11 protein-coding genes are annotated in these 19638 nt (G+C 68.1%); 6 read left to right on the plus strand and 5 right to left on the minus strand.

Features of this window, described 5'->3' with window-relative positions:
* The first annotated feature begins 302 nt into the window (after window positions 1–302).
* The 4 genes from ACO6VK_RS10535 to ACO6VK_RS10550 all read left to right on the plus strand — a co-directional run bounded on the left by ACO6VK_RS10535 (window position 303) and on the right by ACO6VK_RS10550 (window position 9399).
* Window positions 303–6644, plus strand: coding sequence for a calcium-binding protein (locus tag ACO6VK_RS10535; protein ID WP_422506883.1), 6342 nt, complete (start codon window positions 303–305; stop codon window positions 6642–6644).
* An 80-nt stretch (window positions 6645–6724) separates the two neighbouring features.
* Window positions 6725–7519: a CDP-diacylglycerol diphosphatase gene (locus tag ACO6VK_RS10540; protein WP_422506885.1), complete on the plus strand. Its 795-nt coding sequence runs from the start codon at window positions 6725–6727 to the stop codon at window positions 7517–7519.
* A 102-nt stretch (window positions 7520–7621) separates the two neighbouring features.
* Window positions 7622–8536: a hypothetical protein gene (locus ACO6VK_RS10545; protein WP_422506887.1), complete on the plus strand. Its 915-nt coding sequence runs from the start codon at window positions 7622–7624 to the stop codon at window positions 8534–8536.
* 95 nt (window positions 8537–8631) lie between these two features.
* On the plus strand, window positions 8632–9399 hold the full coding sequence (locus tag ACO6VK_RS10550) for a SapC family protein (protein ID WP_422506889.1): 768 nt from the start codon (window positions 8632–8634) through the stop codon (window positions 9397–9399).
* Window positions 9400–9464: 65 nt separating this feature from the next.
* On the opposite strand, the gene ACO6VK_RS10555 is transcribed toward ACO6VK_RS10550, so the two are convergent.
* A complete protein-coding gene (locus tag ACO6VK_RS10555) occupies window positions 9465–10181 on the minus strand; it encodes an MgtC/SapB family protein (RefSeq protein WP_422506891.1) in 717 nt (238 codons plus the stop codon).
* 249 nt (window positions 10182–10430) lie between these two features.
* On the opposite strand from ACO6VK_RS10555, the gene ACO6VK_RS10560 reads away from it, so the two are divergent.
* The gene (locus tag ACO6VK_RS10560) at window positions 10431–13160 is read left to right on the plus strand and encodes a TonB-dependent receptor plug domain-containing protein (RefSeq protein WP_422506893.1); all 2730 of its coding nucleotides are present in this window, start codon (window positions 10431–10433) and stop codon (window positions 13158–13160) included.
* Window positions 13161–13324: 164 nt separating this feature from the next.
* Complete coding sequence (locus ACO6VK_RS10565) at window positions 13325–13762, plus strand: hypothetical protein (RefSeq protein ID WP_422506895.1); 438 nt, start codon at window positions 13325–13327, stop codon at window positions 13760–13762.
* Between the two features lie 35 nt (window positions 13763–13797).
* Here the strand turns inward: ACO6VK_RS10565 and ACO6VK_RS10570 are convergent, their stop codons facing one another.
* From ACO6VK_RS10570 to ACO6VK_RS10585, 4 genes are all read right to left on the minus strand, one after another.
* Complete coding sequence (locus ACO6VK_RS10570) at window positions 13798–14736, minus strand: hypothetical protein (RefSeq protein WP_422506897.1); 939 nt, start codon at window positions 14734–14736, stop codon at window positions 13798–13800.
* A gap of 100 nt (window positions 14737–14836) precedes the next feature.
* Complete coding sequence (locus ACO6VK_RS10575) at window positions 14837–15478, minus strand: hydrolase (protein WP_422506899.1); 642 nt, start codon at window positions 15476–15478, stop codon at window positions 14837–14839.
* A 91-nt stretch (window positions 15479–15569) separates the two neighbouring features.
* Window positions 15570–16445, minus strand: coding sequence for a pirin family protein (locus ACO6VK_RS10580; protein ID WP_422506901.1), 876 nt, complete (start codon window positions 16443–16445; stop codon window positions 15570–15572).
* 150 nt (window positions 16446–16595) lie between these two features.
* Window positions 16596–19565 (minus strand): TonB-dependent receptor domain-containing protein, encoded by a 2970-nt coding sequence (locus ACO6VK_RS10585; protein WP_422506903.1) that lies wholly within the window; start codon window positions 19563–19565, stop codon window positions 16596–16598.
* Window positions 19566–19638: the final 73 nt, after the last annotated feature.

The following is a 19638-nucleotide window of genomic DNA, read 5'->3' on the forward strand; positions in this document are numbered from 1 at the left end:
CTGCCAGCGGCGTGTGACTATGCGCGCACGCAGGGACAGGGGATGTCATGGGAAGCGAGAAAACGGACGTTGAGGAAGGCCGCCGTCAGGCCGGCACCTGGATGCCCATTGGCAGTACCCAGGCGCGTCGCAACGGCCTGCGGGCCGGCGCGATGGAGCAGCAGCTGCGCGCTGCGTCACCCCCCTGTTCAACCCTGCACGTTCATCCAGACGACCGCTCGGCGTGCAGCGCGACGTTGGCCGTTGCATCGATGCATTGACCTCCTCCTTACCCTTCCTCGCTCCACCACCAAGGACTGACCATGTCGTACACGGCCGTACAGATGCAGACGTTGCTTTCCGGTCTTTCACGCCAGCTGGCGGCCCTGTACGGGCGCGAGCTGAAGCAGGCCGGGCTGGAGATCGCGGTGCTGAGCGACGACACCCCGGATGAGGAGGTGGCCCGGCGCATCAACGTGGCCTATGCGCACGCCAGCGAGCAGGCGATGGAGCTGATGCGGATGTTCGGGCGCACGCCCGAGCTGGCCGGCGATGCCACCTGGCTGGCACTGCAGCAGCGCTACCTGAGCGGGTTCGAGAACATCGTCTCCAAGCTTCACGACGCCCAGCGCCTGGATACCGAGAAGCTGGAAACCGTGCTGGGCATGATGTCCCAGGTGACCGCTGTTCCCATGCCGGGCCCTGGCGGCAAGATCGGCAAGGTCGTGGGCATCAGCGAGGATGGCGTGGACCTGGTCAACCTGCTGGTAGCCGCCCGAACGGGCGACTACAGCACCGTTGCCACCCGGCTGACCATGTTCGTGGTGGGGGGCATGATCGAGGCCACACTGGAGCGCTTCCCGTTCGCAGGCCCGGTGCTGGCCGCGTCCGGTCTGGTCGGCGTGGTTGAGGATGCGCTGGAGGAGCAGGTGGCCGGCTCCTTCCAGACGCTGCTCGCCAACGAGGAAGCGCGGTTCGTGGTCGAGCGCTCGTACGCGCTGTATGGCCAGGGCTTCCAGCAGTTCGAGGGCATCGACTACGCGGCGTTGATGGGCACCTCCGGCGCCGACAGTGTCTACGGTCTCGACGGCAAGCAGAACATCATCGGCGGCGGTGCGGGCAACGACCGCATAGAAGGCGCCGGCGGCGGCGATGTGCTGGGCGGCGGGTCCGGCAACGACCGCCTCTACGGGGGCGGCGGCAACGACCAGCTCGAAGGCGGCGACGACGACGATGTGCTGGAGGGCGGGCTCGGCAACGACCGGCTCGAAGGGGGCGCGGGCCGCGACTACTACGATTTCACCGATGCCGATTTCGCCGGCGGCCCCAGCCAGGACGTCATCATCGACAGTGATGGCGATGGCGCGATCCGCTTCAACGGCACCGTCATCGGCAGCGACCTGGGCGATGGCGTGGTCAGCCGGGTCAGCGCGCAAGGCTTCTACTGGCAGACCGCCGACAAGACCTTCAACATCCTGATCAGCGACCCCAACGACGACGGCACGCGTACGCTGATCATCGTGCATCGCGCGACCAACAGCCGCATCCGCGTCGACAACTGGTCCGACGGCCACCTCGGTATCACGCTGCCCACCTACAATCAGCCCGGGACGCCGGAAAACCCGATTCCGCAGACCAATGGCGACGATCTTGTCGGTCGTGACGGCGATACGGACACCGTCCCCAGCGGACACGACATCATCCACGGGCTGGAAGGCAACGACGGCATCGACGGCGGATACGGCAACGACCGTATCGATGGCGGCGGCGGCGACGACTTCCTGCTGGGCGGGCCGGGCGACAACGTCATGTCCGGGGGCACCGGCAACGACATCATCGTCAACGGTGGCATGGTGATGAACTGGCGGCGCTGGGAAGAGATGACGCCGCACCTGGACACGCGCATGTATGAGGAGCTTGCCAAGCGCGGCGATCTCCACTCGCACGGCAACGCGTGGATCGCGTACTACGCCAACGGCCAGGCCGTGGACCTGGACGATACGTTCGCCCGGCTGATCAACCTGGAGGTTGAAGCGTGGGGGCGCAACAATACGCCCATCTGGCGCCACCTGGACGCCAATCAGTACCGGAACGGCAACGACACCATCGATGCCGGATCCGGTGCGGATACGGTCTATGCCGGGGAGGGCGACGACATCATCGACGGCGGCACGGGCAACGATCTGCTGATCGGCGGGCACGACGCGGACGTGATCAATGGGGACGACGGCGATGACCGGATCTACGGCGATGTCATCACGGGAGGCCGGACCAGCCTGTTCCAGGAGCTGAGCACCGGTGTATCGAACCTGGCCAACAATGCCGGCGCGGACATACTGGACGGTGGCGCCGGCAACGACATGATCTTTGGCCAGGGGGGATCGGACATCCTGCGCGGCGGCGATGGCGACGACGAGCTGTGGGGCGATCGGCTGAATGCCCCGGTGGGCGATCCGCTCTACTCGCCTGGCCCGGCCGGCAACGACCACCTCGACGGCGGCGCCGGCAACGACTGGCTGCTTGGCAATGCCGGCGATGACACGCTGTTTGGCGGCAGCGGAAACGACATTCTGCACGGTGATGACCACATCACGCCGGAAGCCGAACATGGCAACGACGTGCTCGACGGGGGCGAGGGCAACGACTACCTGTATGCGTGGGGCGGCAACGACGTGCTGGATGGCGGTGCAGGCAACGACGTTCTGATGGGCGGCACTGGCAATGATCGCCTGACCGGCGGCAGCGGCGATGACGAGCTGCAGGGCGGCACCGGCGACGATCGCCTGGAGGGGGGCGAAGGCGATGACGAACTGTTCGGCGAGGACGGCGACGACATCCTGTCCGGCGGCGACGGACAGGATGAATTCGTGGGCGGAGCGGGCAACGACATCCTCAATGGCGGCGCCGGCAACGACTCCCTGTGGGCCGATGACGGCAACGACGTCATCAACGGTGGCGACGGTGACGACCGGCTGTTCGGCGGCGCCGGCAACGACAGCCTCTCCGGCGGCGCGGGTTGGGACAGGCTCGAAGGCGGTGCCGGCGACGACCATCTCGATGGCGGCGGCGCGGGCGACGAACTGCATGGCGGTGCCGGCAATGACGTGCTGGCCGGCGGTGCGGGCGACGACCGCCTGTACGGCGATGACGAGGAAGGCGCCGGCAACGATGTGCTGTACGGCGGCGAAGGCTGGGACTCCCTGGAAGGCGGCGCCGGCCACGACACCCTGCACGGCGACGCCGGCAATGATGACCTGCTGGGCGGCGCCGGCAACGATGTGCTCGACGGCGGCGCGGGCAACGACCTGCTCAAGGGCGGCGAGGGGCAGGATACCTACGTGTTCGGCCTCGACAGTGGGCACGACGCCATCGAGGATGGCGACGCCGACAGCATCATCCGCCTCGCGGAGGACATCGTTCCGGCCTACGTGGTGGTACAGCGCAACGGCAACGATGCGTACCTGACGATGGTCGGCAATCCGAACTGGTCCCTCACGCTGCGCGAGTACCTGTCGGCGCCACTGGGCGGTGCGCCGTCGATCCGCTTCTTCGACGGCAGTGTGCTGACCCACGCGCAGATCCGGGCCACGTTGATCCAGCCGACTTCGGGCAGCGACTACATCGACGGCTATGAGACCGACGACCACATCAACGGTGGGGAGGGCAACGACACCATCTCCGGTGGGCAGGGCAACGATCTGCTCGAGGGCGGCGAAGGCGACGACAGGCTGTCGGGCGGTGAAGGCGACGACGTGCTGATCGGTGGGGCGGGCAATGATTCCCTGAACGGATACGAAGGCAACAACGAACTCTATGGCGGTGACGGGGATGACCTCCTGGAGAACCGCGACGGCAATTCGCTGATGGACGGCGGTGCCGGCAATGACATCCTCAGCGGCCACGATGGCGACGAGATCTACGTATTCAAGCGCGGCAACCAGGCCGATCAGTTGATCTATTCCACCACCGGGGGTGTCGATACGCTGCGGCTCGGGCCGGATATCGCGCTGTCCGACCTGGAGTTCACGCTGACCGAGAACATGTTCTCCGGCGCATCCCTGGACATCCGCATCAAGGGCACCGACGACGTCTTCAGCATCTACACGGCGCTGTACCTGGGTGACGCTGCCGAGAGCTCCGGCGATATCGACCGGGTCGAGTTCGCCGATGGTACGGTGATGACCGCGGCGGACTTCTACAGCCACGTGCTCGCCACGGCGCGTTATGCCGGCGAAATAACCCAGCTCCGCTTGGGCTCCGGCGCTGGCGATACGATCACCGGTGACAGCAGCGGTGAGGTGTTCTATGCGATGGGCGGCGATGACGTTGTCGACGGCGGCGACGGCAACGACGACATCCGGGGCGGGAGCGGCGATGACCATCTGACGGGCGGGGCCGGCGATGATTTCCTGCGCGGGGCGGAGGGTGCCGACGTCCTGTACGGTGGCATCGGCAACGACACCCTGGTGGGCGGCTACGGCGACGATACGTTCCACTACAACGCAGGCGACGGCCACGACACCATCGTGGACAGCGGTGCCTTCAGCTCCTCGGGCGACATGGGGGGCGACGGCTTCGATCGCCTGTTCCTGGGCGCCGGGTTGAACAGTGCCGACGTCGTGGTGACGCGGTCCGGGGACAACGGCCTGACGATCCACTTCACCGGCCGCCCGGATGACCGGATCCTGCTGGAGAACCAGCTGTGGGGGAACAGTCAGGTCGCCCCGGATGCCATCGAGGAGATCGTGTTCGCCGACGGTACCGTGTGGACGACCGCGGATCTGCTGACGCGGATCGATGCGGCGCCGGTCGTGGCACGCACGCTGGTGCCGGTGCTGGCGCCGGCGGGCAGCGCCTTCAGCTACACGATTCCGGCCGACCTGTTCAGCGACAACGGTCCGGTGAGCTGGGAGGTCAGCAACTATCCCGAATGGCTGCAGTACGACCCGCAGACGCGGACGTTGAGTGGACAGGTGCCGGCCGACTGGTCATCGAGCTACGGGATCTCGATCCGCGCAACGGATGGCTACGGCCAGCAGACCTACACCAGCTTCACCATCGTTGGGGGGACGCCCATCGAAGGCACTGCTTCCAACGACACCCTGACCGGCACCGCGTACAACGATGTGCTGGTGGGCCATGCGGGGGATGACCGTCTCGACGGACGTGCCGGCGCGGATTACATGTTCGGCGGCACAGGCAATGATGGCTACACGGTCGACAACTTCGATGACAAAGTGGTTGAAGTGGCCGGGGAAGGCGTCGACAGCATCTCGTCCAGCATCACCTGGACGCTGGGCGAGAACGTCGAGAATCTGACGCTGTCTGGCACCCGCGAGATCAACGGCACCGGCAACGCCCTGGGCAACGTCATCACCGGCAATTCGGCGGCCAACATGCTCACGGGCAAGGGCGGCGCGGACCGGCTGGAAGGCGGCGCAGGCGATGACCGCCTGTTCGGCGATGACGGCGACGACGACCTGGACGGTGGTGCAGGCCGGGACCGCATGGTCGGCGGCGCTGGCAACGACACGTACAGCGTCGACTCGGCCTTCGATGTTGTCTACGAGGAGGCGGGGCAGGGGATCGACCTGGTAAGCACGAGCCTCGGCACCTACACGTTGGGGGACCACATCGAGAACCTGACGTTCTGGCTGTCCGGATACACCACCGGCCACGGCAACGCACTGGACAACGTGCTCACCGGCAGCAACGGCGTCAGCACGCTGTATGGGTACGACGGCGATGACACGCTGGATGGCGGCCTCGGTGAGGATCACCTGGTTGGCGGCCGCGGCAACGATACCTACGTTGTCGATCAGGCGGGCGACACGGTGGTCGAACTGGCCGGCGAAGGAATCGACACGGTCAGGGCGTCAACCCACTACACCCTGTCCGATGACCTGGAGAACCTGACCCTGTCGGGTTCGTCCGCCCTCACCGGCACCGGCAATGCCGCCCACAATGTCCTGACCGGCAACAGCGGCAGCAATACGCTCACTGGCCTGGCCGGCAACGACACGCTCGACGGTGGGGCCGGCGCGGATACGCTGGTGGGTGGTACCGGCAGCGACCTCTACCTCCTGCGCACCGGTTATGGCACCGATACGGTGGTGGAAACCGCGAGCGATGCCGGCGACCACGACATCGCCCGGTTTGCCACGGCGGTGTACGACGACCTGTGGTTCACGCGTGTGGCCGGCTCGAACGATCTGAAGATCACCGTCCTGGGCAGCCAGGACGTGCTGGTGATCAAGGACTGGTACCTGGGCGACGCATACCGGATCGAATCGGTGGAGGCCGGCGGCATGCGCCTGGCGGCGGCCGACGTGCAGGCCCTGGTGACGGCGATGGCACAGTCGGGCAAGACCGGCACCGCCAAGCTCACCGCTGCCCAGCGTGCGGCGCTGCAGCCGGCCTTCGCGGCGACCTGGCAGTCGCAGGCCAGCAGTGTGGCCGCCCAGACCGAAGGCAGTGCGGGCGCCAGTGGCGGTCAGGAACTGAACGCGCTGATCGCGGCCATGAGTACCTTCGCCGACAGCAGCAGCACCTTCGACACCGCCCCCGACGATGCGCTGCGGTCGAGCACGTGGGCGCACGCGGATGGCGGCAAGAACGCCTGGCTGCTGCAGCACAACGACGTGATGGCCGTCCGCGTCGCGTAAGGGAAGGCCGGTGTCACACTCGCCGGCTACAATGGCACCGCGGCCCCGGCGATCCTGTCGGGGCCGTTTCCGTCTGCTGCATGAGTGCCGTGCCGATGTTGCTGCGTTCGATCCTGTGCGTGCTGCCCCTGCTGCTGGTGGGTTGCGCAACGTCTCCGCCGGCCCGGCCGGCGCCCAATCCGGATGCGTTGTGGGGCATCGTGCAGCGCGATTGCATGGAGGCGACGCCGCGCGCGTCATGCCTGGCGGTGGCGGCCTCGCCGCAGCGCCGCGACGTGCTGCTCAAGGATGCGCACGGCGACTACCAGTTCCTGCTGCTGCCGATGGACCGGGTCAGCGGCATCGAAAGCCCCGCGCTGCTGCGCAGCGGGGCACCCAACTATTTCGCGGCCGCCTGGCAGGCGCGCACGCATACCGAGCAGGCGCTGGGTCGGCCGCTGCCGCGCGAGGTCGCCAGCCTGGCCCTGAACTCGCCGCACGGCCGTTCCCAGCATCAACTGCATATCCACGTCGATTGCCTGCGTGCGGATGTGCTGGCGGCCCTGCAGGGCTGGCGCGCGGCGATCGGTACGCGGTGGCAGCCGCTGCCGGGTCCGCTGCGGGGCCATGTCTACCAGGCACGCCGCCTGCCGGGTGACCTGCTGACGGCCAATCCGGTGCGGCTGCTGGCCGATGACCTGGCCGCACCCGGCGAGCTCGGCCAGTGGTCGTTGCTGGTGGCCGGGGAACGTGCGCCCGACGGTACGCCGGGATTCGTGATGCTGGCCACGCAGCTGGATCCGGCCAGCGGCAACCAGGCCAGTGCCGAAGAACTGCAGGACCATGCCTGCGCGGTACTGACCGGCGCGGACGGCGCGCTGGAGCGTGTGCGCTGACGCGGCGTCGGCCGGCACGCGACTATCGAGACGTGGCAGCGATGTCTATCATCGCTACCGGCGCGGCTGCGCGCACGGACTGACCAGAGGAAGGACCCCGCCATGACCGATGCATCCACACACCTGCTGCCGGCGCCGCGCGCCCTCTGCGCCGCCCTCCTGCTGGCGGTGCCGTGGGTGGGCCTTGCGGCTGACGCCCGCGATGCCGCCGGCAACCGGCTCGAGGCGTTGATCGAGCAGCCCGGCACCGCGCCGCCGCCGACCCTGGAAGGCGGCGACCCCGACATGGCGCAGGCGGTATCGCCGCTGTTCTGCACCGGCGACCGCGCCTGGTGCCTGCGCCTGATCGCCAGCCGCAACAACCCGCGGCCCTCGCTGCAGGTGCGGGAGTTCGTGCCGGGCGAGGCCGAGCCGCGCGACCGTCATGTGGGCTACACCGGCCCCGAACGCGACGGCCAGTTCCAGGTCTGGCCCTACCTCCTTCGCCTCGCGCCCGGCCTGGGCGCGCCCAGAGTACCCACCGATCCGGTGCAGGCCGCGTTCGAGAACGTGGTGGTCGGCGTGACCGTGGAACAGACGGCGGGCTATTCCGGCGGCGGCGCGTCCAACAGCACGCTGTTGCTGGAGACCATCTACCACACCGATGAAGGCGCCGAGAGCAGCAGCGTGTTGTCGCTCCCGGTGGCGGGACAGGCCAGCATCCGCGCCTGCTTCAGCGAGCAGGACGCAACCCGGCGCAAGGGCGCCTGCCACGACGAATACACCTTCAGCGCGGCGCTCTCGCTGCTGCCACAGGGCCAGGACATGCCATTGCTGCGCTACGTCAGCACCGCCACCCGTTTCCCGGCGTTCGTCTCGCGCAACCGCGATTCGCTGGCCAAGGGCGCGTTGAGCGACCGCGATCTGCGCACCGCGCGTGACCCGGCCTGCAGCGTCGAGCGGACCCTGCGCTTCGTTTCGGGCCGCTACGTGGCCGAACCGGCCCTGCCGGACTGCAGCGAATTCACCGGTCTGTAGGCGGAAATCGTCGCAAAGCCACGCTATAGTGGCCGATCAATGCGGTGCCCGCTTTCGCGCCCGGGCCGACTGGCGCGTCGTCAACGACTCATTCCATGACTGCTGAAACGAATACCCCGGCCGCTGCGGCCGCGCCGACCGGTCCGCTGTTCTACCGCCAGACCGTGCCGCTGAGCGCCGAAGCGCATGCCAACTGGCGCCTGCGCACCGAATCGGCGAGCTTTGCCGCCGACACCAACTCGCTGCCGGTGGTGGTGGGTGAGTTCGGCTCGATCGCCCAGTTCTACCCGATCCTGTTCACCGGCAAGGAAGCCGTGCCGCTGGCAGCCGTGGGCCTGGCCAAGGACAACCTGTTCGTGGCCGATGGCTACTGGGCCCCCGATCATTACGTGCCGGCCTACGTGCGCCGCTACCCGTTCGTGTTCATCCAGACCGAGGACCCGCAGAACTTCGTGCTGGGCGTGGATGCCGGTGCCGACGTGGTCAACCAGGGCGATTCCGAGGAAGGCCAGCCGCTGTTCGAGAATGGCGAGCCGACCGAACTGGTCAACGCAGCGATGCGCTTCTGCGGCGACTTCACCCGTGAGCACGAGCTGACCCGTCAGTTCAGCACGGCGCTGATCGAGCAGGGCCTGCTGGTGGACCGCAGCATCGATGTGACCCTGTCCAACGGTGCGCAGATGTCGATCAACGGCTTCCGCGTCGTGGACGTGGAGAAGTTCTCCAAGCTGCCCGACGAGCTGGTCGTGGCCTGGCACCGCAACGGCTGGCTGGCGCTGGTGCACCACCACCTGAGCTCGCTGGCGCGCTTCAACGCGCTGGTGCAGCGCCAGAGCGCACTGCCGCTGCCCGCCGCCGCCTGATCGGCGACAGTGCAGCACACCGGACGGCGGCCTGCGGGCCGCCGTTCGCGTTTCGGGGCGCCGCGTCAGTCGCGGGTGCTGACTTCCCAGGTGGCATGCAGCACCCCCGGTTCGCGCTGCAGCCGTGCCACCACGGCATCGAGCTCATGCGCCGCCACGGCGGTACTGACCAGAATCGCCACGATCTCCACCGGCGCATCGCCGTGTTCGACCACCTGCACGTCGCCCACCGGGTACTGCGCGGCTTCCAGAAGCTCCACCAGGCGCTCGCGGACCACCGGCGTGGCGATCGGATCGGCGCTCAGGCGCACCTCGTAGGTGGCCTCGGACGCGGCCTCGTTGATCGGAATGCGGTTGATCGCGTTCACCAGCGGACGCAGCAGGGTATTGCCGGCAATGACCAGGGCGGTCAGCAGCACGCCTTCGGCCAGCATGTCCGCGCCGGTGCAGCAGCCTACCGCCGCCGAACACCACAACGTGGCCGCGGTGTTGAGCCCGCGCACGTTCATGCCTTCCTTCATGATCACGCCCGCGCCGAGGAAGCCGACGCCGGACACCACGTAGGAAATCACCCGGACCGCTTCGGTGGATCCGGCAATGCGCATGCCCAGGTCGACGAAGGCGGCCGCGCCGACGGCCACCAGCACATTGGTGCGCAGGCCGGCGGTGCGCTGGCGGTACTGCCGTTCGGCGCCGATCAGGGTGCCCAGCACGAACGCGGCCACCAGGCTGACCACGGTGTCCAGGAACGGGTACAGCGTGAAGGTCTCGATGAAGCGCATGGGCTCAGTGCCGGCTCTGCAGCAGCTCGGGCGGGGTATCGGGGGCGGTCATGGCAGGCTCCAGCAGGCGATGGCGCGGAGTGTAGCCGCTCGCGGTGACCGCGCGGGGTGCTTAGTCGGAAACCCGATATGCATATCCCGGTCGGTCATTTCACCCGCAGGTCCCCATTCAGCAAACTGGCGCCCCTCCCGGCCCGCACGCCTTGCATCGCGCGCGCCGGCGCTCCGTTTCCCCACCCTGGAACCTGCATGTCTCTGCTCCACCGTTCGTTGCGTCCGCATCCTCTGGTCCTGTCGTTGTTGCCCCTGCTCGGACTGGCGCCGCTGGCCGCCGCCGCCCAGGACACGGCACCCACCCAGCTCGACGCCGTCAAAGTCACCGGGTCGCGCATTCCCCGCGCAAGTGTGGAGGGGCCCTCGCCGGTGACGGTGATCACCCAGGAGCAGATCGAGGCGCAGGGCTACCGCAGCGCGTTCGAGGCCCTGAGCGCGCTGACCGAGAACACCGGCAACGTGCAGGGCGAGGACTTCGGCAACACGTTCACCCCGGCGGCCAACACCATCAACCTGCGCGGGCTCGGCCCGAACCGCACGCTGGTGCTGGTCAACGGGCGCCGCCAGTCGGACTACCCGCTGGCCTACGAGGGCTCGGTGAACGTGGTCAACCTGGCCAACATTCCGAGCGCCCTGATCGACCGCATCGAGATCCTGGCGGGCGGTGCATCGGCCGTGTACGGCTCGGATGCGATCGCCGGCGTGGTCAACATCATCCTCAAGCGTCACTACGACGGCGTGGGCATCAATGTGCGCGCCGGCACCACCGAGCAGGGCGGCGGCGACAACCAGCGCGTGCAGGCGGTCGGTGGCGGCTCGGGCGACCAGTGGGACGCGATTTTCGGCCTGGAACTGGGCAACCGCAAAGCGATCTACGGCTCGCAGCGCGACTTCATGGATTCGCTGACCGACGATCCGCGCGGCATTGCACCGCTGCCGACCGCCGTGGCGTATCGCCGCAATGCGGGCACCGGCAACTACATCGATCCGGGCCTGGACGGCTGCGATGCCGCCAGCGGCCTCTATGGCGGCAGCGTGTTCCGTGCGCAGAATCCTCGCCAGGGCGCCTACTGCGGCAGCAACGAAGCGGCCGCCACGTTCTGGACCGTGCAGACCGAGAAGCGCAACATCGACGCCTACAGCGCGCTGACCTGGCGCCTGAACGACCGCCAGGAACTGTTCGCCGACGCGGCCATCGGTACCGCACGCATCTACAACAACACCCGTGCGCCGACCTGGACGTCCTCGCGCAACTACTTCTACAACCAGAACAGTGGGCAGCTGGAAACCTGGTACCGCCGTTTCGCGCCGGAAGAAATCGGCGGCGTGCAGGCCAACGCCAACCGCTTCCTGGAACAGTCGTGGTCCTTCAACGTGGGCGCGCGCGGCAGCCTCGGCAGCTCGGACTGGGATTACGAAGCGGCCTACAGCCGCTCGCGCTACGAGAACCGCACGCGCCGCCCGGCATTGCTGGCCGGCATCAATGACTATCTGCTCGGCCCGAAGCTGGGCACGCGCAACGGCGTGGACGTGTACGCACCGGACCCGACGCGCCTGTACCAGCCGCTGACGCCCACCGAGTACGACGGGCTGTCGGATACCTATGAAAGCCGCAACGCGGCCTGGCTGCAGACCGCCAGCGTCAGCGTCAACGGCGAACTGTTCGCACTGCCCGGGGGCCGTGCCGCGCTGGCGGCCGTGGTTGAAGCGGGCAGCCAGGGCTACCGGAACCGTCCCGATCCGCGCCTGGGGACCGGTGAATTCTGGAACACCAGCGCAGGCATTCCGGCCGGCGGCGAGCGCGACCGTTACGCGGCCGGTGTGGAGCTGCAGTTGCCGCTGCTGGAGCGCCTGACCGCCACTGTGGCCGGCCGCTACGACCAGTACCGCGCCGCCGGCGACCACATCGGCAAGGCCACCTGGAGCGCGGGCCTGGAGTTCCGACCGGTGGATACGCTGCTGCTGCGCGCGAGTGCGGCCAGCAGCTTCCGCGCGCCCGACATGAACTACGTGTTCGCCACCGAGACGCGCGGCTACAACCCGGGCATGACCGACTACTGGCGGTGCCGTACCGCCGGCCAGGCCTACGACGACTGCGACTACAGCGGCCTGGCGATCGACTACACCAGTGGCGCGAATGCGCAGCTGCAGCCTGAAACGGCGCGGTCCTACGGGCTGGGCGCGGTGTGGTCGCCATCGGCCAACCTGGATGTCACCGTCGACTACTACGACATCCGCATCGAGGATGAAGTCACCAACCTGGATTCGACGCGCATCCTCAAGGACGAAGCCGATTGCCGGCTGGGCCAGACCGTGGGTGGCGACGCCCGTGACATCGGCTCGGCACAGTGCCAGGACGCGTTGCGCCGGGTGATCCGCAACCCGGCCGATGCCGCGGTGCAGCCCAACCAGGTGGTCCGCGTGCTGATCAATCCGATCAACGCGGCCTCCGAATCGGTGCGCGGCGTGGACCTGAAGGCCAATCTGCGCTGGGATGCCGGCCGCTACGGGCGCTTCTCCAGCCGCCTGGCGTACTCGCTGGTGATCGATCACGACTACCGGCAGTTCGATGGTGACGACATCCAGGACCAGCGCAACTCGCTGGATTCCTACCAGTGGCGCAGCCGCATCAACGGCAGCGTGACCTGGGCGATCAACGACTGGACCGCCACCCTGTACGGGATGCGCTACGGCTCGCTGCCGAAGACCGACGGCAGCGGCCGCATCGCGCCGTACATGACCTACAACGCCAGCCTGTACCGCAAGCTCAACGACAACGCCACGCTGGGCCTGATCGTCAACAACCTGCGCGACAGCCGCCCGCCGGCGGACCGCAATGGCGGCGGCTGGCCGTTCTATCCGGTGGGCAACTACGATCCCTACGGCCGCCAGCTGTGGCTGGAGTTCGACTACCGCTTCCTGTGATCCGGCAGTACCCATGACACCCGAAGGCCCGGCCATGCCGGGCCTTCTGGTGCGCGCCGTGCTGTAGGGGGATGCGCCGGTGCTGCGCTTGTGCGACGCACGTCAGCGTCCGTGCCGCCCCCACCGCCGATGCTGCGGCCACAGTGGAGGGGGAAGGGTGGCCGATGAACAGGATGATCGTGGCGGTGCTCGTGGTCGTGGCGTGCGCGCCTGCGCAGGGCCAGGCGGTGTACAAATGCGTGTCTGGCGGGCAGGTGCGGTATCAGTCCGCGGCGTGCTCCGACGGCCGTACCGAGCAGAGCTGGAGCGCGGTGCAACGCCGCCCGGTGCGCTACTACGCCGCCTATGTGGAAGCACTGCGGCGGGAGCTCAAACGCGACGCGGCCGCGGGGGGGGACCCGCAGGAGGGGACCTCCCCCCACCAAAGACGAGACAAAGCACCGCCAGCGATACGCGGCCATCTGATCTCCGTGCATCGCGATCCGCAGGCCTGCGCCGCGGCCCGCCAGCGGCGCGACGCGGCGTATCGCGCCGTTGGCCTGAAGCGCGACTTCGCGCTGTCCCGGCGGATGGACGATCAGGTCTTCGAGGCGTGCCGGTGAACGTTGGTGCGGGGATGCAGCAGACGGGAGGGCGATCAGGCGCGGGCGCGGGCGCGCGGCTGCGGGCGCAGTGGCCTGCGCGCGAGCAGCAGCGGGCGCGCCAGCCAGCGTGCGAGCAGGTATTGCACCAGCAGCGACAGCGCGATGACGGCGGCGGCGGTCACCAGATTCAACCACGGGCGTTCGGCGGTGGCCGCCACCAGGGCGACGAGCCCGGCCAGCGGCGTGAGCAGTGCCAACGCGGCCGTGCAGGCCAGCAGGGCCGCTGCGGCGCTGCGCGAGGGCGGCACCGGGGACACCGCGCCGTCCAGCCCATCCCACACGCCGCGGGTGCCGACCACGGCGATGGCCATCATCAGCAACGGCATCGCGATGCGGATCGGCAGGGGCACCTGCGCAGGCACATACGAGAACAGCGGAAGATCCATCAGGCTCACCAGCAGAAATGTCCAGCCGCTCCACATCGCCAGCAGGCAGGCGGGCCCGAACACGGCCACCACGCCGGTGCGGACATCCACCGGTCGCGATGCGCGGGCCGGGTGGCCGACCTGCACGGCGGCAAGCATGGCGATGGCCAGCAGCCCGGCCCAGCCAAGCAGTTCGGCGCCGTGCACCAGCACCGGGGCGAGTGGGCCGAGCGACTGCAGAAGCCCGGCGAGTGCGAGGCCGGCGGCGTGCCCTGCGATCAGCAGGCCGACGAACACCAGGCCGGCACGCCAGCGGTGATGCAGGTCGCGGATGTCGAGGGCGTGGGTCAGCACCACGCCGATCAGCCAGGTCAGCAGCAGTGGCTCGGCAGCGCGCTCGACAAACGCGAGAATGCGGCCTGCCCAGAGCTGTGCCGGCGGGGGCGTGGTGTCGGCCGACAGCGGCACCCATTGCGGATACCACTGCCACAGCGAACCCGCCAGCAGGACCGCAAGCGACAGCAGGGTCGCCTGCAGGGGCAGGCGCAGTACGGGCACCACGGGCATCGTCGACTCTGTTCCCTGTGTTCGTCGATGCTCAATCGTGCCGCAGGCGCGGAGTCCTGCCAACCCCGCGCCTGCGCATTCACCTGGTGTGGAGCCGGAATTACGCGTTTCGGTCGTAGGCGAACTGGATACCGGCCGTGCCGCCGGTCTGGATGAACAGATCGATGAAGGCCGGCACGGTGTCGGTGCGGCTCCAGTCGCGCTGCAGTTCGCAGAACAGCTGCGGCACGCTGATGAGCACGCCGCCGGCCTGCTCGATACGGCGCAACGCGGCCTCATGCGCGGCCAGCGAGGTGCCGCCGACGGCATCGACCACCACGTAGACCTCGTAGCCTTCGCGCAGCGCATCCAGCGCGGGGAAGGTCAGGCAGGCTTCGGTCCACAGTGCGGTCATGATCAGCTTGCGCCGGCCGGTGGCCTCGACCGCTTGGCGGAACGCCACGTCTTCCCACGAATTGATGGTGGTGCGGTCGTAGGTGGGGTAACCGTCCAGCACCTTGCGCAGCTGCGGAATCGGCGGCTTGTTCAGCCCGCTCTGGACGTTGACCGTGGAGTGCACGATCGGCAGCCCGTAAGCCACGGCGGCCCGCGCGGTGCCGACGATGTTGTTGACCAGCAGCTGGCGGTCCATCGAAGCGATGGAGTTCACCTGGACCGGCTGGTAGTCGATGATGACGAAGGCGGCATTCTGCGGCGTGAGCAGGGTGTCGGTGGCGGGATCGCGGATCGGTTCGCTGGCCATGATGGGCTCCTGTGGGGGATGACGCGGTAGCAACGCGGGCGCGGTGGCTGCGTTGAAGGGCACGGCCGTGCAGGGAGCACGGCCGCAGGGGTCAGTGCGGGGTGGCGGCCATGCGACCGAAGCGCCCGCTGTTGAAATCGCGCATCGCCTGGGCGATCTCGGCGTCGGTGTTCATCACGAACGGTCCATAGCCGACGATCGGCTCGTCGATCGGCTCGCCGCTGAGCAGCAGCACGGTGGCGTCCGTATCGGCCACGATCGAGACATCACGCCCGTCGCGATCGAGCATGACCAGCTGGGCCTCATGGGCGACCTGCTGGTCGTTGACGGTCACGCTGCCCTTGAGCACCACCAGGGCCAACGTGCGGCCGGCAGCGACCTCCAGCAGCGTCTGGTGACCCTGCTTCAGGCGCAGGTCCCAGACATCCATCGGCGTGAACGTCCGGGCGGGGCCGGCGTGGCCCTCGAAGCTGCCGGCGATCACCCGGACGGTGCCGGCCCCGTCGGGCAGGGCAACGCGCGGAATATCGCGGTCAAGCAGGGTCTGGTAGCCCGGCGTGGCCATCTTGTCGGCGGCCGGCAGATTCACCCACAGCTGCACCATGTCCAGGGTGCCGCCGCTGCGGGCGAACGACGGGGCGTGGTACTCCTCGTGCAGGATGCCTGCGCCGGCGGTCATCCACTGCACGTCGCCGGCACCGATATGGCCGCCGGCGCCGGTGGAATCGTGATGCTCCAGCTCTCCTTCGTAGACGATGGTGACCGTTTCGAAACCGCGGTGCGGATGCTGCCCCACGCCCCGGCGCTGGTCGGTGGGCTCGAACCGGTACGGGCCGGCGTAGTCCAGCAACAGGAACGGGCTCAGGTGCTGGCCGTGCGTGCTGTAGGAAAACAGCGAGCGGGCCGGGAAGCCATCGCCGACCCAGTGCGGGCGGGGGGCGCTGTAGACGCCAAGGACCTTCTTCATGGGGGATCTCCATCCCGGGCGTTCCCGGGCGATTTCTGTTGGAGATCACGATATGGGTGGAACGATCTGGCCGGTAGCCGCCAATTTGTGGCCTGAGCGTCCTGCTGGGTGAACGATGGCGCCCCGCCAGGCCGGCGGGGCGCCGGTAGGTCAGAAGCGCAGGCTGAGGTTGAGTCGCGCGGTGCGGCCCGGTCCCGGCATCAGGCTCATGGCCAGCGGGTCGAGGTAGTAGGTGTCGCGGACGTTGTTGATCACCAGCTCCATCGAAAGGCGCTCATCGACGCGGTAGCTGGCATAGAGGTCATACAGCGCGGCCGGCAGATAGAGATTCTGCATGCCGGTCGAGCCGGTGGTGTTCCAGGGCTTGTCCAGCTCGTGAGTGGGGCCGGCGTTGTAGATGCGCCGGATGCCGGCATCCAGACGGCGGTCGAACAGGCGCACGCCGAGTGTGGTGTAGATCGAGTATTTCGGCGGATTCTGCGCATTCACGAACGACGTGCCGAAGCCACCGTTGACGCAGTCGGGCGTGTTCTCCAGCTTGGACCACTTGGCATACGGATCGTTGCGCAGCGTGGCCGCCGTTGCGGCATCGCAGGTGCGGGCGCGCTGGTAGTAGCTGGCCGACAGATCCAGGTAGGCCACGCCGATGTCGTAGCCGCTCTGCAGCTCGTAGCCGGAGACCAGGTAGCGGTCCACATTGACCACGCTGTAGCCCCAGTTTTTCGAATCGAACACGCGGGTGATCTGGTCGTTCACGTCGTTCTTGAAGTACGCCAGCTTGAAGGCGAAGCGGTCGCCGTCGCGCCACAGGTCACGCTTGAGCGTGCTGACGCCGATGTCCCAGGCGCGGTTCTTTTCCGGGAGCAGGTCGCGGGTCGGCATCGAGGTGGAATTGCCCACGGTGGACTCGAACAGGCCGGGCATTTTGTACCCCTGCGCGTACTTCACGTAGAAGAACGTGTCCGGGTCCAGGAACAGGCTCGCGTTGACATACGGCGTTGCGCCGTGGCCGCTGCGGGTAAACGGGGCGGCATAGTTCCAGGCCGTCGCGATCTGCTTCGTATAGAAGCCTTTGCTGCCGCGCGGGTCGGGAATGTAGCCATCGAAGTCGTAGACCTCGCCCAGCGTCCGGTCGCCATACGGGGAGGCGCGCAGCGAATCGAAGGTGTACTGCCCGTTGGCATCGGGGAACCATTCCTTGTACCAGCCGGGCAGCAGCGTGCCGTCCTTGCTGAGCCGCGCGAACGTGTAGGGCTGCGTGCGCGAGGCCGCGACCGAGGCGATGTGGTTGCGGTCGCGGCTGCGGTAGTCGATGTAGCGGCCGCCCACGGTCAGCGACAGCCAGTCGGTGGGCGCCCATTCCAGCGACGCCACGGCACTGGCCTCACGACGGACGCCGCTGCGCAGGTAGCGGTTGTTGTTGTAGTCCACCGCCAGCACCGGCGAATCCGGCGCGGTGTCCTCATGCTGGAAGGCCAGCCCGTAGGTCCAGGTCACGTCGCCCAGGTCGGTGAACTGGCGCGAGGTGTTGGTGGCGTCCAGCCCCCAGCGGTCGCTGCGCACGTCCGAGCGCAGGCCCGGCCCGTAGGTCTCGCCGAGCGTATCGGGCATCGCATCGCCGGGATATTCCTTGAACAGCGGCGTGTTGGCCACGTTGCTGTTGAACATGCGGCTGGTGGCGGAGGTGAACCACAGTGTGCTCTTGAGGTCCACCAGCGACTGTCCCTGCGGCTGGTAGCGATGCCGCAGCGAGAACGCGTTGATGCGCATCCTGCCCGGCTCGAACTGGTGCATGGTGTTGGCCTTGTCCACGTAGGTGACCCATTGGTTGGACTCGCCGACGCGGCCGATGGCCGAGGGCATGATTTCACCGAAGGAAGAATCGAAGTACCGGTAACCGGCTTCCAGGCGCTGGTCGTCGTTCGGCCGCCAGGTGAACTTGAGCAGCGCCGAGGTGTTGTCGGTGTGCGTGTTGAGCACTTCGTCGCCGCCGTGGAAGATGGCGGTGACCGGCAGGCTGCTCATGCCCGTACCGGCGGCGGACAGGTGCTGGCGGTCGTAGCGCGCGACATCGCGCTCGCCGGCAAAGTAGTTGCCCTGCGTTCGTTCTGCGTAGGCGGCGACGATATCGTAACGGTCGCGCTGGATCGCCAGTGCCAGGCTGCCGGAACGGTCCTCGGGCGAGGCAAGCGAGTTGCGATGCTCGCTGCCGCGCGCGATCTGTTTGAAGGAATGGCCGGGCGCGATGCTGTTGCTGGCGATGCCGCCACGCAGGCGCACGCCGATGTCCTGGCCCTCGCGCAGGATGTCGGCCGGGGTGAGCGTTTCCATGCTGACCACGCCGCCGATGGCGCTGGCGGCGTTGGCGGCCAGGGTGGGGCCCTTGCTGATGCTGACGCTGCTGATCAGGTCCGGATCGAGGTAGCTGCGTTGCTGCACCCCGGCATAGCCGCGATAGACGTCGATGGATTGCTGTCCACCATCGATCACCACCGGCACGCGTCCCTGGCCCTGCAGGCCACGGATGTTGACGTCGATGGCGCCGCCATTGCGGACATCGGCAGTGTGCACGCCAACGGCACCTGCCAGGATGTCGCCCACCGACTGGCCACGGAAGCGTTCAAGCGTTTCGTGCGGGATGTACACGCTGCCGGCCGGATCGCGGAACACCTCGTCGACCGAGCCCACCGGATCGCGGGTGGCCTGGCGGAGCTGCGCGCCCGGCACGCGCAGCGCACCGATCGACTGCACGCCACCACCAGCGGCGGTACGCAGCACCGCGCCGCCACTGGCGTCCCAGGTCACGCCCAGGCCGGTACCGGCCAGGAGCTGCTCCAGTCCCTGTGCAGGGGTGTAGTCGCCGCGCAGCCCGGGGCTGCGGCGGTCGCTGGTGAGATGGGCGTCGGCGGCGATGTGCAGGCCCGACTGCGCGGCAAAGCGGGTCAACAGAGGTGCGAGCGGCCCGGCCGGCAGTGCGTAGTGCTGCACGCCTCGGGCGGGGGCCGCCTGCGCGTTCGCGGTGGCGATGGGCACGGCCAGCAGCGGCAGCAGGGACAGGGCGCTGTGGATGGCCAGGCGCAGCGGGGCCTGGCGCAGCGGACGGGGGACGGAACGGAACATCGGCAATACCTGGAGGGAAAAGGGCACCCGCGCAGCGGGCTCACAGGGATTGCCCAACGAAAGCCGGAAAAGG

This window comes from Stenotrophomonas sp. GZD-301 (genome assembly GCF_049310345.1).
Classification (GTDB): domain Bacteria; phylum Pseudomonadota; class Gammaproteobacteria; order Xanthomonadales; family Xanthomonadaceae; genus Stenotrophomonas.

Coding starts and splice junctions, on each gene's coding strand:
- ACO6VK_RS10535 (WP_422506883.1), top strand. CDS start 303: ATGTCGTACACGGCCGTACAGATGCAGACGTTGCTTTCCGGTCTTTCA.
- ACO6VK_RS10540 (WP_422506885.1), top strand. CDS start 6,725: ATGAGTGCCGTGCCGATGTTGCTGCGTTCGATCCTGTGCGTGCTGCCC.
- ACO6VK_RS10545 (WP_422506887.1), top strand. CDS start 7,622: ATGACCGATGCATCCACACACCTGCTGCCGGCGCCGCGCGCCCTCTGC.
- ACO6VK_RS10550 (WP_422506889.1), top strand. CDS start 8,632: ATGACTGCTGAAACGAATACCCCGGCCGCTGCGGCCGCGCCGACCGGT.
- ACO6VK_RS10555 (WP_422506891.1), bottom strand. CDS start 10,181: ATGCGCTTCATCGAGACCTTCACGCTGTACCCGTTCCTGGACACCGTG.
- ACO6VK_RS10560 (WP_422506893.1), top strand. CDS start 10,431: ATGTCTCTGCTCCACCGTTCGTTGCGTCCGCATCCTCTGGTCCTGTCG.
- ACO6VK_RS10565 (WP_422506895.1), top strand. CDS start 13,325: ATGAACAGGATGATCGTGGCGGTGCTCGTGGTCGTGGCGTGCGCGCCT.
- ACO6VK_RS10570 (WP_422506897.1), bottom strand. CDS start 14,736: ATGCCCGTGGTGCCCGTACTGCGCCTGCCCCTGCAGGCGACCCTGCTG.
- ACO6VK_RS10575 (WP_422506899.1), bottom strand. CDS start 15,478: ATGGCCAGCGAACCGATCCGCGATCCCGCCACCGACACCCTGCTCACG.
- ACO6VK_RS10580 (WP_422506901.1), bottom strand. CDS start 16,445: ATGAAGAAGGTCCTTGGCGTCTACAGCGCCCCCCGCCCGCACTGGGTC.
- ACO6VK_RS10585 (WP_422506903.1), bottom strand. CDS start 19,565: ATGTTCCGTTCCGTCCCCCGTCCGCTGCGCCAGGCCCCGCTGCGCCTG.